The sequence below is a fragment of the Chitinophaga niabensis genome (assembly GCF_039545795.1).
Taxonomy (GTDB): Bacteria; Bacteroidota; Bacteroidia; order Chitinophagales; family Chitinophagaceae; genus Chitinophaga; species Chitinophaga niabensis_B.
The window spans coordinates 4,042,079-4,063,115 of sequence record NZ_CP154260.1 but is presented as its reverse complement, the minus strand read 5'-3'; the positions used below and the strand labels follow the sequence as shown (position 1 = coordinate 4,063,115).

The following is a 21,037-nucleotide window of genomic DNA, read 5'->3' as shown; positions in this document are numbered from 1 at the left end:
TGAATTCACTATGCAACGATTTGCTAAATATACATTCACCCTGCTGCTGGGCGCTTCATTAGGATTCACCTCCTGTGATAAGGGTTTTGAACAACTGAACACCAACCCGAATGCCTCCACCAAACCCAATGTGGATTACCTCTTTTCCCAGAGCATCCTCAAAGGGAATTACGTATACGACCGTGCGTATTTTTATACATCCTACATTACCTGCGGTAATTTCGTGCAACACTTTGCCACTGCCAAAGAACTGGCAGGAGCTGGTTCCGGGGATAAGTACGGGGTGCATGATCAGTACCAGTCGTTTTACTTCCGGTACACTTATACCAATGTACTCACCACATTGAAGGAGCTGGATAAAGCAGCCACCGCCCCTGAGTTTGTGAACAAAAGAGCTGCTGCCAGGATATGGAAGGTGATGCTGATCCAGCGTATCACAGATCTCTACGGAGATGTGCCATACAGCCAGGCCAACCTGGGTGGCACAGAAGGATTGTTCCTTCCTAAATACGATCTCCAAAGTGAGATCTATGATGGTATGTTAAGAGAACTGGATGAGGCCATCAAAGCATTTGATCCTGCACAGCCTAAATACGGTAAAGCAGACTTCCTGTTTGAAGGAGATATTCCCAAATGGAAGAAGTTTGGTTACTCTTTGATGTTACGTGTAGCAATGCGCCTGCAGAAAAGGGATGAGAACAAAGCAAAAGAGTGGGCACTGAAAGCCATCCAGGGCGGTATCATCCTTACCGCTGCAGATCAGGCCGTAGTAAAGTATACCAATGGCCCACAGATCTACAATAGTAATCCGGTAGCTTATGAACTGGTAGGGCAGGATTATGTATCCGGCTCAAACGGTTTGAATAATACAGAATTCGGCAAGTTCAGCAAAACCTTTATCGATGCGCTGCAAAGCCGCAATGATCCAAGGTTATCTGTTGTATCTGTAGTATGGAATGGTGCCACACCGGATACCACTTCCACTGCACAGAAAGGTTTACCTAATGGTACCAATGGCAAACCTGCCAACTTCAATACCTACTCTGAACCCAACCCTGCAACTATCCTGCAATACGCTGCCCCATTGATTGTACTCAGTGCGGCAGAAACTAATTTCCTCTTAACAGAAGCCATCGTACGTGGCTGGACTGCCGGAAATGCTGCGGATACTTACAGAGCAGGCGTGGAAACTGCTTTGAAGAACTGGGCATTATTTGGTGCTGCCGGTGTAATTGCGCCTGCAAGGATCACTGCTTATACAACAGCGAATGCATTGAATACAGGAGGTACATTAGATGCACAGCTCAACCAGATCCATACACAATTCTGGATCGCTTCCTTGCTGGATGAGCAGGAAGCTTATGCTAACTGGCGCCGTACGGGATATCCTGTACTTGTTCCGGTGAACTTTGTGGGCAATGCTACCGGTGGTACTATTCCAAGAAGGATACCTTACCCGGTTCCTGAGCAGGGTATTAATAAAAAGAATTATGATGATGCGGTTACCCGCCAGGGTGCAGATAACCTGATCACAAGAATATGGTGGGATAAATTATAAGGATGAGAGTTATTTGCCTTGCTATATGTCTGATAATCTATGCAACTGTACAGGCCCAAAGGATCAGCGCACCTGCGCTGATCCCGGCGCCTGTGGAGATGCAATTACAGCCCGGTGCTTTTCAGTTGCAGCCCGGAACAGTGATTGTTGCACCGGAAGAACTGAAAACCACAGCCACCCTGTTAAACGAATACATTGGTTTTGAATTACCAATACAACAAACCTCCACAGCAAAAGGGATTCATTTGCACATAGATGCAAATGCTGTTAAAGAAGCAGAAGGTTACCGCTTATCTATCAGCCAAAACGAGATCAGGATCACCGCGCATGACGAAGCCGGCATCCTGCACGCTATTCAAACTTTAAGACAACTAAAAAACAACAACAGCTTCCAAAGCTGCACCATCAAAGATTATCCCCGCTTTGCCTACAGAGGCATGCACCTGGATGTAAGCCGGCACTTTTTCCCGGTTTCGTTTGTGAAACATTTTATAGACATCCTGGCACAATACAAATACAATAATTTTCACTGGCATCTTACGGATGATCAGGGTTGGCGGATAGAGATCAGAAAATACCCGAAGCTTCAATCCGTTGCGGCATGGAGAGATGAAACATTGATAGGGCATAAGAAGGAATTGCCGCATCGGTTTGACGGGGTAAAGTATGGTGGATATTATACACAGGAAGAAGTGAAAGAGGTGATCGCATATGCAGCGGCCCGCCAGATCAATGTGATCCCTGAAATTGAAATGCCGGGTCATGCCCTGGCTGCCTTAGCTGCCTATCCCTCTCTGGGTTGCACAGGCGGCCCGTATAAAACAGCCACTTTCTGGGGCATTTTTGATGATGTGTTCTGCGCCGGGAAGGACAGTACATTTAACTTCCTGGAGGATGTACTGGATGAAGTGATCGCGTTATTCCCTTCTCCGTGGATCCACATTGGCGGAGATGAATGTCCAAAAACAAGATGGAATGCCTGTCCGCTTTGCCGGTTACGCATGCAGCAGGAAAAACTGCCGGATGCAGATGCCCTGCAAAGCTATTTTATCAAACGCATTAATAAACACGTCCGCAGCAAAGGCCGTAAGATCATTGGCTGGGATGAAATCCTGGAAGGCGGGCTGGCTGAAGATGCCATTGTAATGAGCTGGCGCGGCACTGAAAGTGGTGCCGCCAGACAGGTGATTATGACGCCGGAAGATGAATTGTACTTCGACCATTATCAGTCTTTATATACAGAAGAACCTTTAGCGGCCGGAGGATATACTCCTTTACCGGAAGTATATGCCTACGAGCCGCTAAAAGATGTGAAAGGTATACAGGGCCAGCTCTGGAGTGAATACCTGCCTACCATCACACAGGCAGAATACATGTTGCTGCCACGGGCCATCGCTTTGGCCGAGGTGGCCTGGAGCCCGCAACATGTGAAGGATTATTTCGGTTTCGTACGCCGGTTGAAGAAACAGTCTATACAATTCAATGAGGATATCAGTTACAAAGAAAACGTTGTTTACAAAGAAAAATTACTGATCACCCTCCAGGGAAAAGCTGCCATCTACTACACAACGGATGGCAGCATCCCTGATGCTAAAAGTAAAAAGTACACTGCGCCGATCACTATCACTAGATCCTGTATTCTCAAAGCTAAAAATGAAGACCGCATATTCACGCAGGCATTCAATATCCACAAAGCAGTAGGCGCCACCGTTACACTGGCACAAGCTCCCAATACCCGCTACACCGGTAATAGTAATATACTCGTAAACGGCATCTTCGGAAGCAACCGCTACAACGACCAGCAATGGTTAGGTTTCAGCGGCCGTGACCTGGATGCAGTGATTGACCTTGGCACTGTGCAAACAGTACAGCAAGTGGGTGCAAATATTCTCAATTATCACTGGCAAAGAATGTGGGAACCTGTTTCATTGAAGTTCTATGCTTCTGAAGATGGGCTGAATTATAAACCAATAGCGGAAGAAAGCCGCTTTCCAATAAACGGTATCAATAACATCCGCCTGAAGGCAGGAGCTGTTAAAGCCCGTTACATAAAAGTAAAAGGCGTCAATAAAGGCATCATTCCAACCGGAGAGTACGGTGCCGGTGGAAACGGATTATTAATGATAGATGAGATTATTGTGGAATAGATGCTTCCAGCATTTCCTGCTCCGGATACCCGGTGCCGCTTATTATAAAAATAAAAAACGCTCCCCGCCCCGGATACCGGTGCCGGCGAACATGGAATAAAAGAAAAAGAATGGCTTTTGTAATCGTTGCATGCTGTATTGCTTTACTGGTACTCCTGCTCACATGGGGCAAGCTGAATGCTTTTCTGGCCTTCCTCATTGTAGCCATTATATCAGGTATCTGGCTAAACGTACCCATACAAAAGATCCCGGCAGCGTTACAGAAAGGAATAGGAGATACAGTTGGCAGCCTGATGATGATCCTGACATTAGGCGCCATGTTAGGAAAACTGGTAGCAGAAAGCGGTGCAGCCAAACAGATTGCCAACACGCTCATGCAAACCTTCGGCCCTAAGTATGTACAATGGGCATTACTGATAGCAGGTTTTATTATAGGTATCCCGTTATACTACGGCGTAGGATTTGTATTAATGGTGCCGCTGATCTTTTCCGTGATCTACCAGTACAAATTACCTGCAGTATATATAGGCCTGCCAACCCTGACCGCATTATCAGTTACCCATGGTTTCCTGCCTCCGCATCCTTCACCGGTGGTGCTCGCAGGTCAGTTTAAAGCTAACATGGGCATTACACTGATGTACGGACTGGCAGTAGCGATTCCGGCTGTGATCATTGCCGGACCTGTGTTTGCCAGATGGCTGAAAGGAATACCCACGGGCCCGCTGCAGTTGTTCCAGGTAAAGGAAGACGAACGTAAACCCGGAAAGCTGAACAGTTTCCTCACCGCCCTGTTGCCTGTATTCCTGCTGATGATCACAACTGTTCTTCCTAAAAATAATTTTCTACATTTCGCAGGTGAAGCGCCAATAGTAATGTTGTTTTGCCTGCTGATAGCTACTTTTACACTAGGTATACTACAACAAACCCCCGTGAAAGCAGTGATGAGCACTTACACAGAAGCGGTTAAAGATGTGGCCATGATATTGCTGATCATTGCAGGCGCGGGGGCTTTGAAAGAAGTACTGGCACAAAGCGGGGTAAGTGAACAGATTGCCAGGGAAATGCAAACCTGGCCTATTCATCCGCTGATACTGGGTTGGCTGATGGCCGCCATCATAAGAGCCTGCGTAGGTTCTGCCACCATTGCAGGAATTACAGCTGCAGGTATGGTAGCACCATTGGTATTGCAGGGACATGCAGATCCTAACCTGATGGTATTATCTGTTGGAGCAGGAAGTCTTATGTTCTCCCATGTGAACGATGCCGGTTTCTGGATGTTTAAAGAGTACTTCAACCTGAGCCTGAAGAACACACTGCTCTCCTGGTCTGTAATGGAAACGATCGTAGGCATAACAGGATTGGCAGGCGTATTAATACTGGATACAATTATATAAAATACAATTAGATATGAAAAACACCCAAGCCGAAGAACAACTGGAAAAGACCGGATTAACATTACCACCCGCACCCGCACCACTGGGCGTTTACAAACCATTCCTGATAGATGGTAAGTATCTCTATCTTTCAGGCCATGGCCCTGTGAAAAGCGACAAGTCACTGATCATTGGCCGTATCGGGGAAGATATGGATATGGAAGAAGGGAAACTGGCTGCGCAGCAGGTTGGACTCGCCATGTTATCCACCATCAAAACCCATGTGGGATTGGATAAAGTGAAACGTGTGATCAAAGTGCTGGGAATGGTGAACTGCACCCCTGATTTTGAACGTCATCCTTATGTGATCAATGGTTGCAGCGAACTGTTCGCAAAAGTATGGGGAGAAGAAAACGGTATTGGTGTAAGAAGTGCTGTGGGTTTTGGTTCCCTCCCGGATAATATCCCGGTGGAAATTGAAGCCTTGTTTGAGTTATACTAAATGCCATGTCGCGGGAAATATTTACTTTTCCGTAAAATATATGGGTCATGAATGATAGCCTTGCAGCCTTTGGAGAGTTTTTGCTGAGATTGCACAGCAACCATGGTAAGCGTTTCCAGCAAACAGATGGATACACAGCTTACTATGCTGGTGCAGAAGCGAATGTATGTGTGCTGCTGGCCCGCTTAGGCATGAAGGTGGAATATGTAAGCCGGGTGCCTGATAACGATCTGGCCGCTGCCGGCCTGCAACAATTGAGAGGCCATGGCGTAGGAACTAAGCATATTGTACACGGCGGTTCCAAACTTGGGTTATATTTCACAGAAGCCGGCAACCAGATCAGGCCCACCAGGGTGATCTATGACCGCACAGGCAGTTCCTTTGCAGAACTGCAATCCGGCGATATCAACTGGAACGATGTTTTAGAAGAACAACAATACTTTCACTGGTCAGGCGTAGCAGCTGCTTTGTCCGAAAGCGCTGCCAATGTTTGTAAAGAAGCCATAGAGGCAGCGCGGAAGAAAGGGATCACTATATCAGCAGATTTCAACTACCGCGCTACTTTATGGAAATACGGGAAGGAACCGAAAGAGGTGATGCCGGCCCTGCTGGAACACAGCCAGATAGCCGTTGCAGACCTGGATGCCGTAAAGATCTGTTACGGCATTGAAACAGATCCCAAATTATCACTGGAAGAGCGTTTTCAGCAGGTACACCTTTCTTTAAAACCCCACATGCCGCAGTTAAAAACACTGGGCATGAGCTTCCGGAAACCAGGCGGCATCTACTGCGCTGCCTTAGCCCATGAGGATAAATATTACTATGCGGAAGGTTTCACACTCCATAACATCACAGACCAGATCGGCACCGGCGATGCTTTTACAGCAGGCATCCTGTACGGCTTGATGAACAAATATCCCCCGCAGGATATTATCAACTTCGCCACTGCCTGCGGCGCCTTAAAACAAAGTATCCCTGGAGACTGGGCGGTTATAACTAAAAAGGAAATAGAAGAAATGATGAGTAGCGGAGTATCAGGAAGAGTAACCAGATAATTTAGCATATATGACAAAAGAAGTAAATCTCATCGGTATTTATCGTGTAGCAGAACAACCATACGCTTACCCTATAGAACTTATCATAAAGGCAAAACCTGCCGATATTTCCGTGCATGAATTTGTCCAACGGAAAGAAGGTGTTCCCAGAGATGACTGGCAGGTACCCTGGGATGAGAAATACCTGAACAACGAAGGGGATACAGTAACAGGTGACTGGCTCAATAAGCCCAAAGATGTAACAGACACCACACGCCTTACCTTTTTCCTGCACTTCGTAAATTTCAAACAACCACTATCAACACCATTCGGTGATATTGGCCTGATGCTGCCTACTGCCATGCCTGAAAGATTATCAGCGATCATTCAATACGAAGAACCAGGCTGATTGAACCTATTCTTTGTTTTAATTGGTTAGTTGATCACGGATTATCCGTGTGTATAATGTACGCCCGATCACTTAAACCTCAATCCCAACTCTTTCCGCCGCTGTTTGGATATTTCCTTGTAAAGCGGAGGTTTCTTCAGTAATAACCACGATTTACGCGCACTGAACACATTCAGGGAATCGAGGTTGTTTTTAAACACACTCAGGTACTGGTCCCGTACATAGTAAAGCACGCTGCCATTTTCAGACATACCATACCGATCATTGGCAGTTAACATCAGGCCTGTTTTAATACGCAGGTCTTTATTCAATACCAGCAGTTTGTTTTTCTTAGTGAGGACCAGCAGTTCATCCGCTGCTTTGTTATACTGGATGGTTTCAATCCCATCCTTATGAAAGAACGGCCCTGCAACCAGTTTCCCATCAAGGTCCCTCCGCCATAAAGTATCTGTATAAGTTTGACGGTATGCGATCCACTCCGGCTGCCACCAGGGGATGTTTTCACCAAAATGATGCAGCTCCGTCCAGCCATCACGCCTGATAGTGATAAATGCATTTTTATCAAAGTTGGTAGCCAGGAGGGATTCGGTATTAAATTGCTGCCGTCCGTTATTTTCCATATTGATCAGTTCTGTTCCCTGGCTCGTTTTGGCTAACAGCCTCTTTTTAGCAGAGCTTCCGTATGCATAGCTGTAATAATTATTGCTTTCAAACCTGCGTTCCTGCTGCCCTTGCAGCACACAAAGAAAGTGTTCTGCTCCCCAGATCATATCCCCATCTTCCGTGAAATCAGCAAAAGTTGCCCCTTCCGTTCTTTTCAGTAACTGTCCTTTTTCATCATAGAGGTCCAGGTAATTGATATAAGCAGGTGAACTATACAGTGTAATGAACTTTTTAAAATCGGGGGCAGAAGTGATCGTATATTGAGAAGGCAGTACAGCCAGCTCTTTTTTTTCTGAAAGTATCAGCACTTTATCTGTAAAATTTCCGTCATCACCCATTTTAATAAATGGAATGATCAGATTGCCGCCGGCAGTAAACCTTACCCGGTAAGAATCAAAAGCGGTATAATTACCACCGGTTACAACATCTTCTGCCTCATGAAGAAAACATTTCGGCATGAGTTGGATATAGTTCCTCTGTTGCAACCTGCAATCATATAGAATAAACTCCTGGGGGAACTGTTCTTCCACAGAATAACGGGACTGTTTATTTCGACCCTTGACTAGTGGTCCCACCTTATCGGGATCATCATTGTAGTTTAAGCATAACAGGAGTATATCTTTCTTATTGGTAAAATAAGCGTAAGTAACATTCCGGAATGTATCTATCGGTATACCTTTATCATCCAGCACAACATAGCTGTGCTTTTTCTTCCCGCTTTCCTCCCCATCGTTCACCATCACCAGAAACCTACCGTCTACAGACATATCAATATGGTTCAGGTTCAGGATGGGATTTTGTAATGTATCATTGAACTCGCTGAACAAACTTTGTATGCTCTCCGTTTGCATGTATTCCAGCAATTTGTCGTTCACCTTCATAGTGTCAGCTCCGAATACTTTTTCCTTGATCGGATCAAAGAGGTTCATGGCTTCCAGCGGCTGTAGGTTCTTCATTTCATAACCCATAAATACCAGGCTCTCATTCCTGTTAAATTCCTTTTTCAGGCTTTCTGAGTAAAAATAAAGTGCCGTGGAAGAGATCAGCAGGAAACCACCTACTACCCATCCCCACCTCATTTTCTTCTGCCGTTCCCTCAGTTCGAAGAGTTTCTTTTCCCGCGCAGCTGTTTCCAATGCGTCCTTTCGTTCCCTATCCATCCGGTCCTGCTCTTCTTTTTCGCGTGTGGCAAGGCTCACGTTGTAGAAGTCCAGGATCTCCTTCGAAAGGTTCAGTTGTTCTATATAGGGCCGGTAAGATTCCAGTTCTTTCCGGGTAAGGTATTCACTGGTTGATTCTTTGAAACCATTAAAGCGGCTGCGGATCTGCTGATCTGTAAAACCCGCCTTCCGCTGGTCTTCTGTTCTTCTGTTATCTATGAGTCCAGCCAGTACGTCATGCGCCAGTTCATACGTTTGGCCATCTGTACGGAGGATCTTGTTCTTTTCTAATTCAGCCAGGCAGCGGATCATCAGTTGCCCGGAGCGGTTTTGCAGATAGGGGGCTACCTGCCCTGTGAACCAGATGCCATTATTGATGCGCAGGTAAGCCAGCGGCCGTTTGGTGCCTTCCGGTGTTACAAATCCATCCAGCGCATTGCTTGCAAAGTCTGACGGAATATCCGGAAATTCCGTTTGCAGTACATCCTGTATCACCGTGATCCGTTCTTTAATGAAACGGTTCAGCACATCATTCATCCGCCCGAAATTCTTAATGATATCGCTATTGATATTGATCTCCGGGTATTCATTCCCTACCGATACTACTTTGAACCCCGTATTCAGGTAAACCGTACGCCATAACTGATCCAGGTAGATCTGCAGATAGGGGAGAGATACCGTGTTCTTTTCCGTGAGTACACTGATGATCTGTTTCGCATTTTCATTGCCCTGTTCCAGTGTGATATTGAATTTCTTACAGGAGCGCATGATCACATCTTCCACATTTTTGGGGTTCATGGGCTCAATGCGTAAACGCCGGTCGCAGAAGTCGGGGATCTCTTTTTCGAATTCACTCAGCCCTGCAAAGAATTCTTCCCGCATAATAAACAGCAGGTTGCAGAACTGCAGCTCGGAAGAAGAGAGTATCCTGTCTACAATACTGATGAAAGTAGCTTTCTCTCTTTCAGTACCCATGATCAGCAGCTCTTCAAACTGATCGAAGATGAGATATACCGGTCTCAGGTACCGGAGATTGATCTCTTTGAGGGTAGCATAGATCTTTTCGCGAAAGCCGGAAGTGGCTGCCTGTGGCCGGATGGTGTTCACATTTGTTCTCCCTTGCAGCGCATTGGAAACATTTACTTCCGGTTCCTGCACCGTAACGGCCTGTTCAATTGTTTTCCAGAGAGAGTCGTTGATGTTTTCCCCGCGGCGGACAAAAAAAGGTGTCCAGTCCGTATCATCCATCCGGTTCATCAGGCCACATTGCACAATACTGGTTTTGCCTGTACCGCTGGTGCCGTAAACAAGTACTAACCTGTTCTTATGAATGTGCTGATATAACTGTTTGATCTCTTCCTCCCTGCCGAAGAAAATTTCAGCATCGTTCCGGCCATATGGATCGAGGAATTTAAAGGGGCTGTTGATGAACTTTTCCATTATGGATGCACGATTATTTCATGTAATGCAAATTCCTTGAAGGCATTCAGTTGTTTGCAGACGGCTTCATATCTGCCCTGTTCCTGCTGCTCCGTTCTCCCGAATTTCCGGTGGATATTTATTTCCACACGGTTCAGTTCATCATCCGGTTTGCTCACGTTCCTGAAAACATATACATCACCGCTGAAGTTACCGTAGAACACAAGGTTGGACCTGTCTGAGCGGCTTTCGAAAGAGTTGATGTCTACTACTAAGGGAGAGAGATTGAGGAAGGCCAGTTCGTCTCCTTTGTATTGCCTCCTTTCTACATTGAAAACATTCAGGCTTTGCTTGGTGAGGATCACGCCGCTATTGTCGAGATGTTTAGCCAGCAGGTAATAGTTCACTTCATGGCTTGCATTGGAGTTCATCAGCTTTACTACCTGGTGATCGAATTCCGTACTGGTATCATGCCTGAATTTATTGATGCGGATGTTCTGAATGCTGGTGAGTGTATAGCGGTGCAGGAAACCCAGCTTCTCAAAGAAAACGGATAACATCTCTTCTGCAGTAAGGCAAAGCTGTGGTATTTCCGATTCCTGGATCATAGGAGGATCGTTGGGATTGGAAATGGAAAAATAAGTAGCATTGCGGATGTAGGAAAGATATTCGCAGGCATCTCCGAATGGTTTGTTCGCAGGATCTTCTTCCCGTAATGTTTCCAGTTCTGTTACGAAGTAATTTACATTTGCCTGCGTGTCTATGTATTTTCGGATGGCTTTGATCAGGGTACTGTAATTATATACTGCCCGTTCATGAATAGTGAGTTTAAAATATTTTTCCATCAGGTCGGAGATCTCGTCCGGCAGCGCCGTTACCTGTTTGGTGATCTTCAGTTCCCAGAGTTGGGAGATCATGATGATGCCCATAAACTCCGTAGTGATATGGAATACCCTGGCTATCTGTTCCAGCCTTTTAATACCCGGTTTTTTCAGAGCATCCGCACCATATTCTGCCGCGAACAGGGTTTTGAGCTGTATAGCAATAGGATGGGGGAATACATCCATGATCGTTTTCTGAAAAACATTGTCTTCAATGATCTCCTGTTTCTTCCTTTCATCCAGCTGTTGGGCAGGAACATTGCCATCTAATACCAAAGCCGTGAAAATGGTTTGGGTAAGTTGAAGATTGGGTTCGTATGCAACTTCTGTTTGTGTAGTTTCTGCCGGAATGGGAGAGGAGTCTACGGCCTCTGCTTTTTTATAGAATAATCCCCAGAAAGGTTCGCGGGGTTTTTCGCCGGGGATATTCAGGGCCCGGTCCATGTGTTCGCCCAGCCCCAGGGAAACATTAGTGGCAGCTGTTTGCGCACTGGCCAATGCGGCTGTAAATGCATAACGCGTAGTCATTCTTTTCTGACAGAGGTTCCGGAAAAGTTCTATTCCAAATATTTTGGCGGTGATATCATTAATGGAAGCGCTGGTAGCTATTACGGCGGGTACGCCCAGTTCCAGGAGTTGGTTTACCTGTGCGGCGGTAGAACAGCCATTTAATATCACCAGTTTTAAAGCACCGCTGCCAATACTGGGTTGTAACTGAAAGGCAATGCCTTTGCCATTCGCTGCCTGGTCATTAAAGAGGAGGGATTGCTGATCTGCATGTCCGGCATAATGAAAGATGCCGATATTGCTGCCATGTACACTGAATGCACTGTTGATATTATCTATCGTAGCATAAGATTCCCGGTGAATATTAAAGTTTCCACGGTTGTTTTCATTAAGAATGGTGTGAATACCTGCATCTTCCTCCGTAATGGATTTCAGTGGCTGCTCCGAACTGTTGGCGAAGGAAATAATAATCGTTTTCATGACAAATAGCTTGGGGTAATAAAAATAATTGTCACTCCACTGGAATAGTGCCAGCCTGCTGCAAGATCATATTGGGGTTCTTTGGAGTAAACAATTAATTGCTATATGTAAGTTACGATTTTTAAAAGAAATTGTAACTTTATTTGTAGAAGCCTCAATAAAGCTGTAAGTTTAAATTGTAGTCCCAAAAACTTCAAACCCCGGAAATTTCGCAATACAAAATATAGTAATATGCAACAGTGCACATTGTATGCCACGTTCGTTGGTATAAATGCATACCCCGAAGGGCAGCTCAGCGGCTGTATTGCCGATGTGCTGGACCTCGACCTCCTATTGCGGGAACAGATAGCACAACAGAAAGAAGTGGTGTATAAACCGCAATATTTCCTTGCACCAAATGATGCGGATAAAACACGGCTGGCAGAATATCCCACGCAATTGGATTATAAGCCACCCACCTTCGCCAACATCACCAAAGAGGCTTTCCTGCATTTTAAAGACGCAAAAAAAGGCGATATCTGCCTCTTTTATTATAGCGGCCATGGCTCACAGATAGATGCTCCTGCCGTGTTTCATTTTTCTAAACCGGATCAGCAGAACGAAACCATCGTGTGTGTGGACAGTCGTGATCCCGCAGTGCCCGATGCCCGGGACATCATAGATAAAGAATTGGCCTACCTCATCTGGCAGGCTTTCGATAAAAAAGAATCACATAACCTGGTGATCATGGATTGCTGCCATTCCGGCAACAACACCCGTTCCATGATGAAAGCAGAGAACGAAGTGAAATTCCGCTTCATTCCTTCCAGCCGGAATAAAATACCTTTTGAATCCTACATCGGTTATGGCGATGGTGCTTTTTATACATTGAAGGATGGCAATGCGGAGATAAAGATTCCCCGTTACGTACACCTGGCCTCCTGCCGGGACGATGAAAAAGCGCAGGAAACAATGGGCGGCGGCCTGTTTACTGTAAAATTGCTGGAAGCATTAAGGGCCGGGGGAACAGCTAAAAGTTACCGCAATCTCATGCAAAGCCTGGCGATTACTATAGGCAACAGGGCAGATAAACAAAGCCCTGTGGCATTTTCGCAGGATGATAATGATCTGGACCAGCAATTCCTGTCTTCTTCCATCATTCCTTATAAACCCACTTTTGAAGTAAGAGGAGGGAAGAACTGGAAGATGTTCGGCGGCACTATGCACAGTTTAACTCCCGGCACCATGGTGCGGGTAACGGATGGAAAACTTACAGCAGATGTAGCGCTGAAGGAAGTATTCCCTGTTCATTCCATATTAGATCCAACAGGTATGGGCGCTTTTGATACGGATACAGAAACCGCCAAAGCGATTGTGCTGAAAGTTCCGGAGCCTTTTATGAAAGTGGCGGTGAAAGTGAAGGATCCCCAACCTCTGAAAGATGCTTATCATCATCCTTATTTCTCGTTGTTGTTTGAAGAGAATGCCCCCGGTGCCCAATACATTATTCAAACCCTGGAAGATGGGCAGTATGCCTTGTTTGCGATCAATGGTACCACACCCTTGTTTAAAAGAGAGAATGATCCTGCTGAATTTTTAGAGAACGTGAACAAAGTAGGTAACTGGCTGAATGCTGTTGAACTCAAAAATATAGATCCTGCATTCACAAAAGATGATTTCATTTTTGAGTGGCAGATCATTGAAGGCGTGGAGGATGTGGATGCCGTTAAGGAGGCACTGAAACCACAGGCAGAAGGCGTAACACTGCATTACAGGAATGGTATCTCTCCAGCATTCCGCCTGAAGATCTCGATCAGCCCCCAAGCCAAATTTACTTCCTGTTATATCAAAGCATTATACCTGGATAGCACTTATGGTATTAATGGAGATCTTATCCGGGATGATAACAATCAGCTGGAAGGTGGTAATGGCATCTTTTTATCTTATGCGATAGGAGCAGAAACATTTGTTACACTACCAGTGATCCTGGATAAAAAGTACAGCCTGTACAATATCAATGAAGCCACCGATCTGTTGAAGATCGTAGTGTCTGATACCAAAATGAACCTGGATCAATACAAACAGGAAATACTCGAACTGGATGATCCCACCGGAGGTACCCGTGCTATTGATGTAACCCGGACCAGAGCCGGAAAAACAGTAGAACAACCCAGGTGGTCCGTTTTCACTTTTGATATCAAATGTGTAGGTGAACAAAAGGAGCAAACCCTGAAGCCAGGTGCTAAAGTTGACTTTGCCGGTTTCACCGTGGAAACCCCTGATGGGCTATCTGCAAAAGCTTTTGCCCTTACCGCAGAAGATCAGCAGCAGGCATTTGAAGAAGTGAAAACCCGCAGTGCCGCTGTAGCACCGGGCTTTAAGCCATCTGCCAATATCTGGGGAGAAGCTTTAACGGATACCCCTTTTGCACATATTCAGGCACTGGAACTAATTTCAGAAGAAAAATTAGAGATCCGGGAAGGTAAACCATTGATCATCCGTCCTAATAAACCCCGTACAGCTACCCGTTCTTTGGGAGATGAAAAGCTTGAAGAAATAATCATCCCCTACGGTTACGATAGCAACCTGCAGATGTATATCCCGCTGGGTTATGCAGACGACAAAGGCAATATCTTTATAGAACAGTTGCCGCCGGAATCTCCCGGACAACTAAGACCAGATGCGGTAAACACCCGCAGCCTCGGTTCTTCTGTTAAGTTATTCTTCAAAAAGATCTTCCGTCCTAAGGAGGTGAACAAACTTGTATTGTATGCCCTGGAGAACAACCAGTGGGTGGAGCAAAAGAACATGGATAAACTAGCCAACGGTGGCAAAGCGGTATTGCTCATACATGGCATCATAGGCGATACAAAGTACATGGTGGAAGTGTTCAAGGAACATGCAGCGGGATTGGATTTCATTCTCACTTATGATTATGAAAATCTGTCTACTGCGGTATCTGACACAGCCGGCAAACTGGATAAAGCATTACGCGCTGCCGGTTTCGGAGGAGCAGGAAAAATGCCGGAACTCTGCATTGTAGCCCATTCTATGGGAGGCCTGGTTTCCCGCTGGCTGATAGAACAAGTGCCAGACGTAAACTATGTAAAACGATTGATACTCGTGGGTTCTCCCTGTGGAGGATCTGAAATGGCCAAGCTGGGTGTATCTGCATTCGGCCTGCTCACACAGGCATTGAATGTAACAGGCCCCATTAAATATGCGATTACCGGTTTGTCCTATCTCCTGAAACATTTAAAATTACACCCGGGAACAACTTTGCAGGAATTAAGCCCTGGCTCTGATCTGTTGCAGAAACTATCCCTCTCTAATATGGCAGATAAAGTGCAGTATCATATCATCGGCGGTAACACCGATCTGTTAAAGGATTACAACGGCGATGATTTCTTCCTGAAAAAAATAGCTGCTTCACTCAAAGACAAACTGCTGTATCCCGGCCTGTCTTTTGCCCTGTATGAAAAAGAGCCGAACGACATGGCCGTTACCCTGAAAAGCATGCAGGCCATTCATCAGCTGGATGCAATAGCGCAGGTACAGATAGTAGCCAGTAATCACCTTACATATTTCCGCGAAGGAGAGAGCCTCACTAAATTATTGAAACTGATCTAACATCTTAAAACCTCAAAAACATGTCAAAAGGTTATTCATTGCACATTGGCCTGAACAATATCGACCCCGCCAATTACCCCGGTGTGCCAGATCTGAACGCCGCAGTGAACGATGCCGTTTTCTGGGAATCTTACGCAAAGAAACTCGGCTACGAAACTAAATCCCTGCACAACAAATCCGCAACAGATAAAGCAGTGCTGGATACATTAAACGGTTATGCCGCCAAACTTAAACCGGGAGATATTTTCCTGCTAACCTACGCAGGCCACGGCAGCCAGATCCCCAACGAAAAAGGCAATGATTTTGCAGATGAAAAAAATGACCAGACCTGGTGTTTATATAACCGTGAATTACTCGATGATGAATTGTTCGAAGCCTTCAGTCAATTTAAGGAAGGAACCAGGATCATCATCGTCAGTGATAGCTGCCATTCCGGCACCATGGCAAAAGCTTTGCCCGATGGTTCAGACCTGAGCGACTTACTCGCAGATGGTTTGGACAGAGCCAGCGCTTCCCGCGGATTACGTTCCCGCAAATTACCTTTGAGTGTGGAACAACAGGTAACACAGCGTTTCGGGAAAACCGTCTACCAACCTTTACAGAAGAAGTATAAAAATAAAGCACAGGTAGAAGGTGTGAAAGCATCCGTAAAATTACTCGCTGCCTGCCAGGATGATCAAACTACTTTCGATGGAGACGCGAATGGCGTATTCACGGAATCCTTTATAGATCTGTTCAAAAATCCCAAATTCAAAAAAGCCACCGCTGAAACACTGATCGATGAAATAAGGGAACGATATTATTTCCCCCGCCCTAACTTCTTTCAATACGGCGGCATCATTCCTTCCTTCGATAGATCTTTCCCCTTTCTTATAGAGATACCGGATGCGGATAAGGTAACAGGCACACGGGATCCCGATCTCAGCCCTTCAAAAGTATCCCGCTCCCTAACAGCCGAAGAACAATGGGATGATGTGAAAGTGAAAAGGAATGCACAACTCCTCATTGAAACAACTACACCATTGAGTGATAAATTAGTTGGAGGGAAGGACATTGAAATACTGGAGCAGAAAGGCAACTCACTGGCCATAGAATTATTAAACACACCACATGAACATGCCTGGACTGCAGCACACGCACTGCAGCAGGCCTTAAAAGCACAGGGCGTGGATGCCACAGTAGAACCCACACTCAGTGTAAGCCCTGCACAGGATAAACGTGCCACCAGGGAAGGTGATATCAACAATCCGGACTTCATCAAAGAATGGCCACCTACCCATGGTGATACCACCGGCCGTATCGGCTGGCACCTGGATGATGAACATTCCCAGTTGGGCAAAGCACAAAAAGAAGTGCTCAGCAAACCCGGTGCGCATGTACGCATCGCCCATTTTGATACCGGCTACATTGCAGGCCACATTGGCTTGCCGGAGAAACTGGACCTGGTGAACCAGCGCAGCTTCATCAATAAAGAAGATGCCTCCCAGGCCATCGATAAAGCAGATTCCGGCCAGGATGGTCATGGATTAGGTACCATCACCCTGCTCGCAGGTAAAAAGGTAACGAAGAGTGATACCTTCGATGAATACGAAGGATACATTGGCGGTATGCCTTTTGCGGATGTGATCCCCATGCGTATATCCGAGTCCGTAGTGATCCTGAACGACAAGAATTTCAGTGAAGCCATCGACTACGCCATAGAGAAAGGTTGTGAAGTGATCACCATGTCCATGGCCGGTAAACCCAGCAACAGGATGGCCCGCGCCGTGAATAAAGCATATGAAGCAGGCATCGTATTGGTATCTGCCGCCAGTAACTGCTGGTATAAAGGAACAGGGGCTTTACTCCCGAAATGTGTGATGTACCCTGCTGCATTCGAAAGAGTGATTGCTGCTACAGGTGCCATGTACGATCATAATCCATACGATGTAAAATTCCTGAAAGCAGAACAACGTGCTATTGGCACACAATACATGCAAGGTTCCTGGGGCCCTGCTTCAAGGATGAGCCGTGCACTGGCAGCTTATACCCCTAACACACCATGGGCTTCCACACATCATGCCTTCCTGCGCAGCGGTGGTGGTACTTCTTCTGCCACACCACAGGTAGCAGCTGCAGCAGCTATCTATATTGCCTATCACAGGGAAGAGATGGAACAAAAAGGTTACTACCAGGAAGGCCGTAAATGGATGAAAGTAGAAGCAGTACGCAATGCCTTGTATGAATCCGCCAACAGAGATTTCGCTGAATGGGAAAAGTATTACGGCAACGGCATCCTTAGAGCATACGATGCTTTACAGGTGCCTGTAGCAGATGAATCCAAATTAGAGAAAGCTCCTTCCGCAGAAAGCAGCCTGTTTGGCGTGGTAGAAACCATCGGCTCCTTCTTCAAACGGCGTAAACTCTTCAGAAGTACAGCACCCAAACCACCGGAAGAAGCAGTCGCGATGGAGCTGGTACATTTGCTGCAAACGGATCCCCGGTTCTTTGAAACATTTTCCACACTGGATCTTAGCGATCCCGCAGCCGTGGAGAAAGTGATTGAAACGGAAGAATTCAAAAATAAGATCCAGCAGTCTCCCTACGCCTCCGGTTATTTAAAAGAAGCTGTATTAATGGAATAGTTTGGAGTTTACAGTTCTATACATTATTTTCAACATGTAATGTATAGAACTGTATTCACAACCTAACCTGATATTCATGCGCCCGGGATTCTACCTCCTTTTGTTAATTTGTCTTGTTACATCCACATTAAAAGCACAGCAAATTCCTCCCGCCGTAAACAAATGGCTCAGCACAGAGCTGGAGAAAGGCAGGAATAAAAAACTCCTTAAAGATTATACCTCAGATGCCTTTTTCTCAAAGGACAGTGGCAGGATCGTTGGATATATCAAAGGGTATGATACTACGTTAAAGTTCACTTCTGGTGTTATTTACATGGAAAATATTGTTACCCGTGAAGATTACCCAACGGTAGTACCGGTACATCCTGACGGCCGCTTTGAAGTAGGCCTGAAAATGATGCATCCGCAATGGCTGATGATCCTCTTCGACAGGAAATACTGGCTCCCTGTTTATATAGAACCCGGGCAGGTGGTTTCCATGGTTTTTGACTGGCAGCTGTTGGCAAAGAAAGGGGATGGTGATACGGAGTTTAAAAGGAGCGTCCTGTTTGGAGGCCCTGCCGCACAAATAAACAGGGAGTTGAGCAGCATCGACCTGGATAAGCCTGATTACGATGTTTTGAACAAACAGGTGAAAACACTTACCCCTGATGCATTTAAAGTTGCCACCCAAACGCATTGGGATAAGGCACGAAAAAAACTGGAGCTGCAGTTGTCAGGGAAAAAATACCAGGAACATACCAAAACCATCCTGAGAAATGAAATTGATCTGTACTTTGCGATTATTCTGCTGGACTATATAATGAACAGGGATTATCAGCGGGCAAAAGACACTGCTAATAAAGTCCTTGCTATCACTGAATCCATTGAATTTTATGACTTCCTGGTCAAAAACAATTTTGACCGTCAGGAACTGTTCCTGTCTAACAATTTTTCCACTTTCGTCAACCGGCTTGAATTCAGTAAACCATACAGGGAAAGCATCAGTATACGTGTAAAAAAGGACCCGGATACCGAAATGGCAAAATTCTCTCCGCAGATTGTAAGCCTGTTAAGGCCCTGGCAGATAGCGGATACTTTACTACCGAATAAATATGGCATCACTACAGGCTTTTTGTTCGAGTTATGCAAAGCCCGTTCATTGAAACAGTTATTTGGAAATGCACATTTATTCCGGGATAAGAAAGACGATGCACGTATATACCTGACAGCGTTGTCAAACGGAATGAACCATCCCTTTTTACTGAGGGAAACGGAAGAACTGTTCCAGCGCAGTTATTCAAGCACGGGTAAAACATACACACTTCCTGATAACAGGTCTGCCGCTATTTTTAAAAGCATCATCGACCGGCATAAAGGCAAGCTGTTATTTGTTGATTTCTGGGCAACCACCTGTGGTCCCTGTATCGCCAATATAAAAGCACAGAAAGAGTTAAGGAGTAAATACAGGAACAATCCCGATTTTGATTTTATATTTATTACATCCGAGAATGAATCACCTGAGAAGGCCTATGAGAAATTTATAGCTGAGCAACATTTAACGAATACCTACCGCATCAACGCGGACAATTATCTTGCTTTAAGGGAATTGTTTAAGTTCAACGGTATTCCCCGGTATGTGCTCATCGATAAAGAAGGCAAGGTTTTAGATGACGACTTTGAGATGTATAACTTTCAGTTCGAATTATCTAAACTATTTCCGGGAAAACAATGGAAATAGCAAACGCTGCTGACATAAGGTTGTCACCCGCCGGACTGACCTTCACAACATGAAAACAGAATCCATCAACGCATTTAACCTCGGCCTCTCCCTTCGTACCACCAACGAAAACGGCCAGGCTTTCCAGGACATCCCTGCCCTCTGGCAGCAATTCATGTCCCAAAACATTGCTGCATTGATCCCTAACAGGACTGAGCCGGCTATTTATTGCCTCTACACCCATTACGAGCTGGACCACACAAAGCCCTACACCGTGATCATCGGCTGTAAAGTGTCCACCCTGGATGAGATCCCCGAAGGCCTGACCGGAGGGACCTTCCAGTCCGGTACCTATGTTCGCCGCACAGCCAAGGGTGATCTGCAAAAAGGTGCCGTTGTAAAGGAATGGCAAAACATCTGGGCCGCCAACCTGCCCCGGAAGTTCACTGCAGACTTCGAAGTATACGGGGAAAAAGCCCAGGACCCCGGAAACGCAGAAGTTGATATCTTTATCGCTGTATGAAACCGATAGACGAGTTTTATCATTATAAGGAAGAACCCATAAAAAGCTGCCTGATGGCGCTCCGGGATCTGGTCCTGCAACTGGACCCCGGTATTACCGAGGATTGGAAGTACAGAATGCCCTTCTTCTGTTTTAAGGGAAAGATGTTCTGTTACCTCTGGGTACACAAGAAGACCCTCCAGCCCTACATCGGCATTGTGGAAGGCCGCCAGATAGAACACCCCCTCCTGATCCAGGAAGCCCGCGCCAGGATGAAGATCATGCTGTTCAATGCGGAGGAGGGCATTCCGATAAAAACTGTAGGTAAGATATTGAAGCAGGCCTTGGCCTTATATAAGTAAAAAGGCGCTCTGGTAAGAGCGCCTTTTAGTTCATCCCACTATAGTTGGGAATACGAACCAAAAAGCGCAATGATTTTAGAAAAAAAATTGTACTTTAAATACAGATAG

At 45.8% G+C, this 21,037-nt stretch carries 13 protein-coding genes; 11 read left to right on the top strand and 2 right to left on the bottom strand.

Annotation, left to right across the window (positions count from 1 at the left end; genetic code table 11):
- Positions 1-10 precede the first annotated feature (10 nt).
- From AAHN97_RS15940 to AAHN97_RS15915, 6 genes are all read left to right on the top strand, one after another.
- Positions 11-1,558 carry a SusD/RagB family nutrient-binding outer membrane lipoprotein gene (locus AAHN97_RS15940; RefSeq protein ID WP_343303046.1) on the top strand — a complete coding sequence of 516 codons (1,548 nt, stop codon included), beginning with the start codon at positions 11-13 and terminating at the stop codon, positions 1,556-1,558.
- 2 nt (positions 1,559-1,560) lie between these two features.
- Positions 1,561-3,705 (top strand): glycoside hydrolase family 20 protein, encoded by a 2,145-nt coding sequence (locus AAHN97_RS15935; RefSeq protein WP_343303045.1) that lies wholly within the window; start codon positions 1,561-1,563, stop codon positions 3,703-3,705.
- Between the two features lie 110 nt (positions 3,706-3,815).
- Positions 3,816-5,099, top strand: coding sequence for a gluconate:H+ symporter (locus AAHN97_RS15930; protein ID WP_343303044.1), 1,284 nt, complete (start codon positions 3,816-3,818; stop codon positions 5,097-5,099).
- A gap of 13 nt (positions 5,100-5,112) precedes the next feature.
- Positions 5,113-5,580, top strand: coding sequence for a RidA family protein (locus AAHN97_RS15925; protein ID WP_343303043.1), 468 nt, complete (start codon positions 5,113-5,115; stop codon positions 5,578-5,580).
- 47 nt (positions 5,581-5,627) lie between these two features.
- Positions 5,628-6,635, top strand: coding sequence for a sugar kinase (locus AAHN97_RS15920; protein ID WP_343303042.1), 1,008 nt, complete (start codon positions 5,628-5,630; stop codon positions 6,633-6,635).
- Between the two features lie 10 nt (positions 6,636-6,645).
- A complete protein-coding gene (locus AAHN97_RS15915; RefSeq protein ID WP_343303041.1) occupies positions 6,646-7,023 on the top strand; it encodes a hypothetical protein in 378 nt (125 codons plus the stop codon).
- Between the two features lie 68 nt (positions 7,024-7,091).
- Here AAHN97_RS15915 and AAHN97_RS15910 read toward each other — a convergent pair whose 3' ends face one another.
- Together AAHN97_RS15910 and AAHN97_RS15905 are read right to left on the bottom strand one after the other, a co-directional pair.
- Positions 7,092-10,286 (bottom strand): ATP-binding protein, encoded by a 3,195-nt coding sequence (locus AAHN97_RS15910; protein ID WP_343303040.1) that lies wholly within the window; start codon positions 10,284-10,286, stop codon positions 7,092-7,094.
- Positions 10,286-12,133 (bottom strand): CHAT domain-containing protein, encoded by a 1,848-nt coding sequence (locus AAHN97_RS15905; RefSeq protein WP_343303039.1) that lies wholly within the window; start codon positions 12,131-12,133, stop codon positions 10,286-10,288. Before AAHN97_RS15905 ends, AAHN97_RS15910 begins: the two co-directional genes overlap by 1 nt.
- Positions 12,134-12,364: 231 nt before the next feature.
- Here AAHN97_RS15905 and AAHN97_RS15900 point away from each other — a divergent pair, with 231 nt between their 5' ends.
- The 5 genes from AAHN97_RS15900 to AAHN97_RS15880 all read left to right on the top strand — a co-directional run bounded on the left by AAHN97_RS15900 (position 12,365) and on the right by AAHN97_RS15880 (position 20,929).
- A complete protein-coding gene (locus tag AAHN97_RS15900; RefSeq protein ID WP_343303038.1) occupies positions 12,365-15,742 on the top strand; it encodes a caspase family protein in 3,378 nt (1,125 codons plus the stop codon).
- Between the two features lie 20 nt (positions 15,743-15,762).
- Positions 15,763-18,366 carry a S8 family serine peptidase gene (locus tag AAHN97_RS15895; protein ID WP_343303037.1) on the top strand — a complete coding sequence of 868 codons (2,604 nt, stop codon included), beginning with the start codon at positions 15,763-15,765 and terminating at the stop codon, positions 18,364-18,366.
- Positions 18,367-18,442: 76 nt separating this feature from the next.
- The gene (locus AAHN97_RS15890; RefSeq protein WP_343303036.1) at positions 18,443-20,086 is read left to right on the top strand and encodes a TlpA family protein disulfide reductase; all 1,644 of its coding nucleotides are present in this window, start codon (positions 18,443-18,445) and stop codon (positions 20,084-20,086) included.
- Positions 20,087-20,135: 49 nt separating this feature from the next.
- A complete protein-coding gene (locus tag AAHN97_RS15885; protein WP_343303035.1) occupies positions 20,136-20,588 on the top strand; it encodes a GyrI-like domain-containing protein in 453 nt (150 codons plus the stop codon).
- A complete protein-coding gene (locus tag AAHN97_RS15880) occupies positions 20,585-20,929 on the top strand; it encodes a DUF1801 domain-containing protein (protein ID WP_343303034.1) in 345 nt (114 codons plus the stop codon). The genes AAHN97_RS15885 and AAHN97_RS15880 overlap by 4 nt, the downstream gene beginning before the upstream one ends.
- Positions 20,930-21,037: the final 108 nt, after the last annotated feature.

Bases quoted from the DNA above. Each gene is read 5' to 3' on its own strand.
- AAHN97_RS15940 (WP_343303046.1), top strand. From the start codon at position 11: ATGCAACGATTTGCTAAATATACATTCACCCTGCTGCTGGGCGCTTCA.
- AAHN97_RS15935 (WP_343303045.1), top strand. From the start codon at position 1,561: ATGAGAGTTATTTGCCTTGCTATATGTCTGATAATCTATGCAACTGTA.
- AAHN97_RS15930 (WP_343303044.1), top strand. From the start codon at position 3,816: ATGGCTTTTGTAATCGTTGCATGCTGTATTGCTTTACTGGTACTCCTG.
- AAHN97_RS15925 (WP_343303043.1), top strand. From the start codon at position 5,113: ATGAAAAACACCCAAGCCGAAGAACAACTGGAAAAGACCGGATTAACA.
- AAHN97_RS15920 (WP_343303042.1), top strand. From the start codon at position 5,628: ATGAATGATAGCCTTGCAGCCTTTGGAGAGTTTTTGCTGAGATTGCAC.
- AAHN97_RS15915 (WP_343303041.1), top strand. From the start codon at position 6,646: ATGACAAAAGAAGTAAATCTCATCGGTATTTATCGTGTAGCAGAACAA.
- AAHN97_RS15910 (WP_343303040.1), bottom strand. From the start codon at position 10,286: ATGGAAAAGTTCATCAACAGCCCCTTTAAATTCCTCGATCCATATGGC.
- AAHN97_RS15905 (WP_343303039.1), bottom strand. From the start codon at position 12,133: ATGAAAACGATTATTATTTCCTTCGCCAACAGTTCGGAGCAGCCACTG.
- AAHN97_RS15900 (WP_343303038.1), top strand. From the start codon at position 12,365: ATGCAACAGTGCACATTGTATGCCACGTTCGTTGGTATAAATGCATAC.
- AAHN97_RS15895 (WP_343303037.1), top strand. From the start codon at position 15,763: ATGTCAAAAGGTTATTCATTGCACATTGGCCTGAACAATATCGACCCC.
- AAHN97_RS15890 (WP_343303036.1), top strand. From the start codon at position 18,443: ATGCGCCCGGGATTCTACCTCCTTTTGTTAATTTGTCTTGTTACATCC.
- AAHN97_RS15885 (WP_343303035.1), top strand. From the start codon at position 20,136: ATGAAAACAGAATCCATCAACGCATTTAACCTCGGCCTCTCCCTTCGT.
- AAHN97_RS15880 (WP_343303034.1), top strand. From the start codon at position 20,585: ATGAAACCGATAGACGAGTTTTATCATTATAAGGAAGAACCCATAAAA.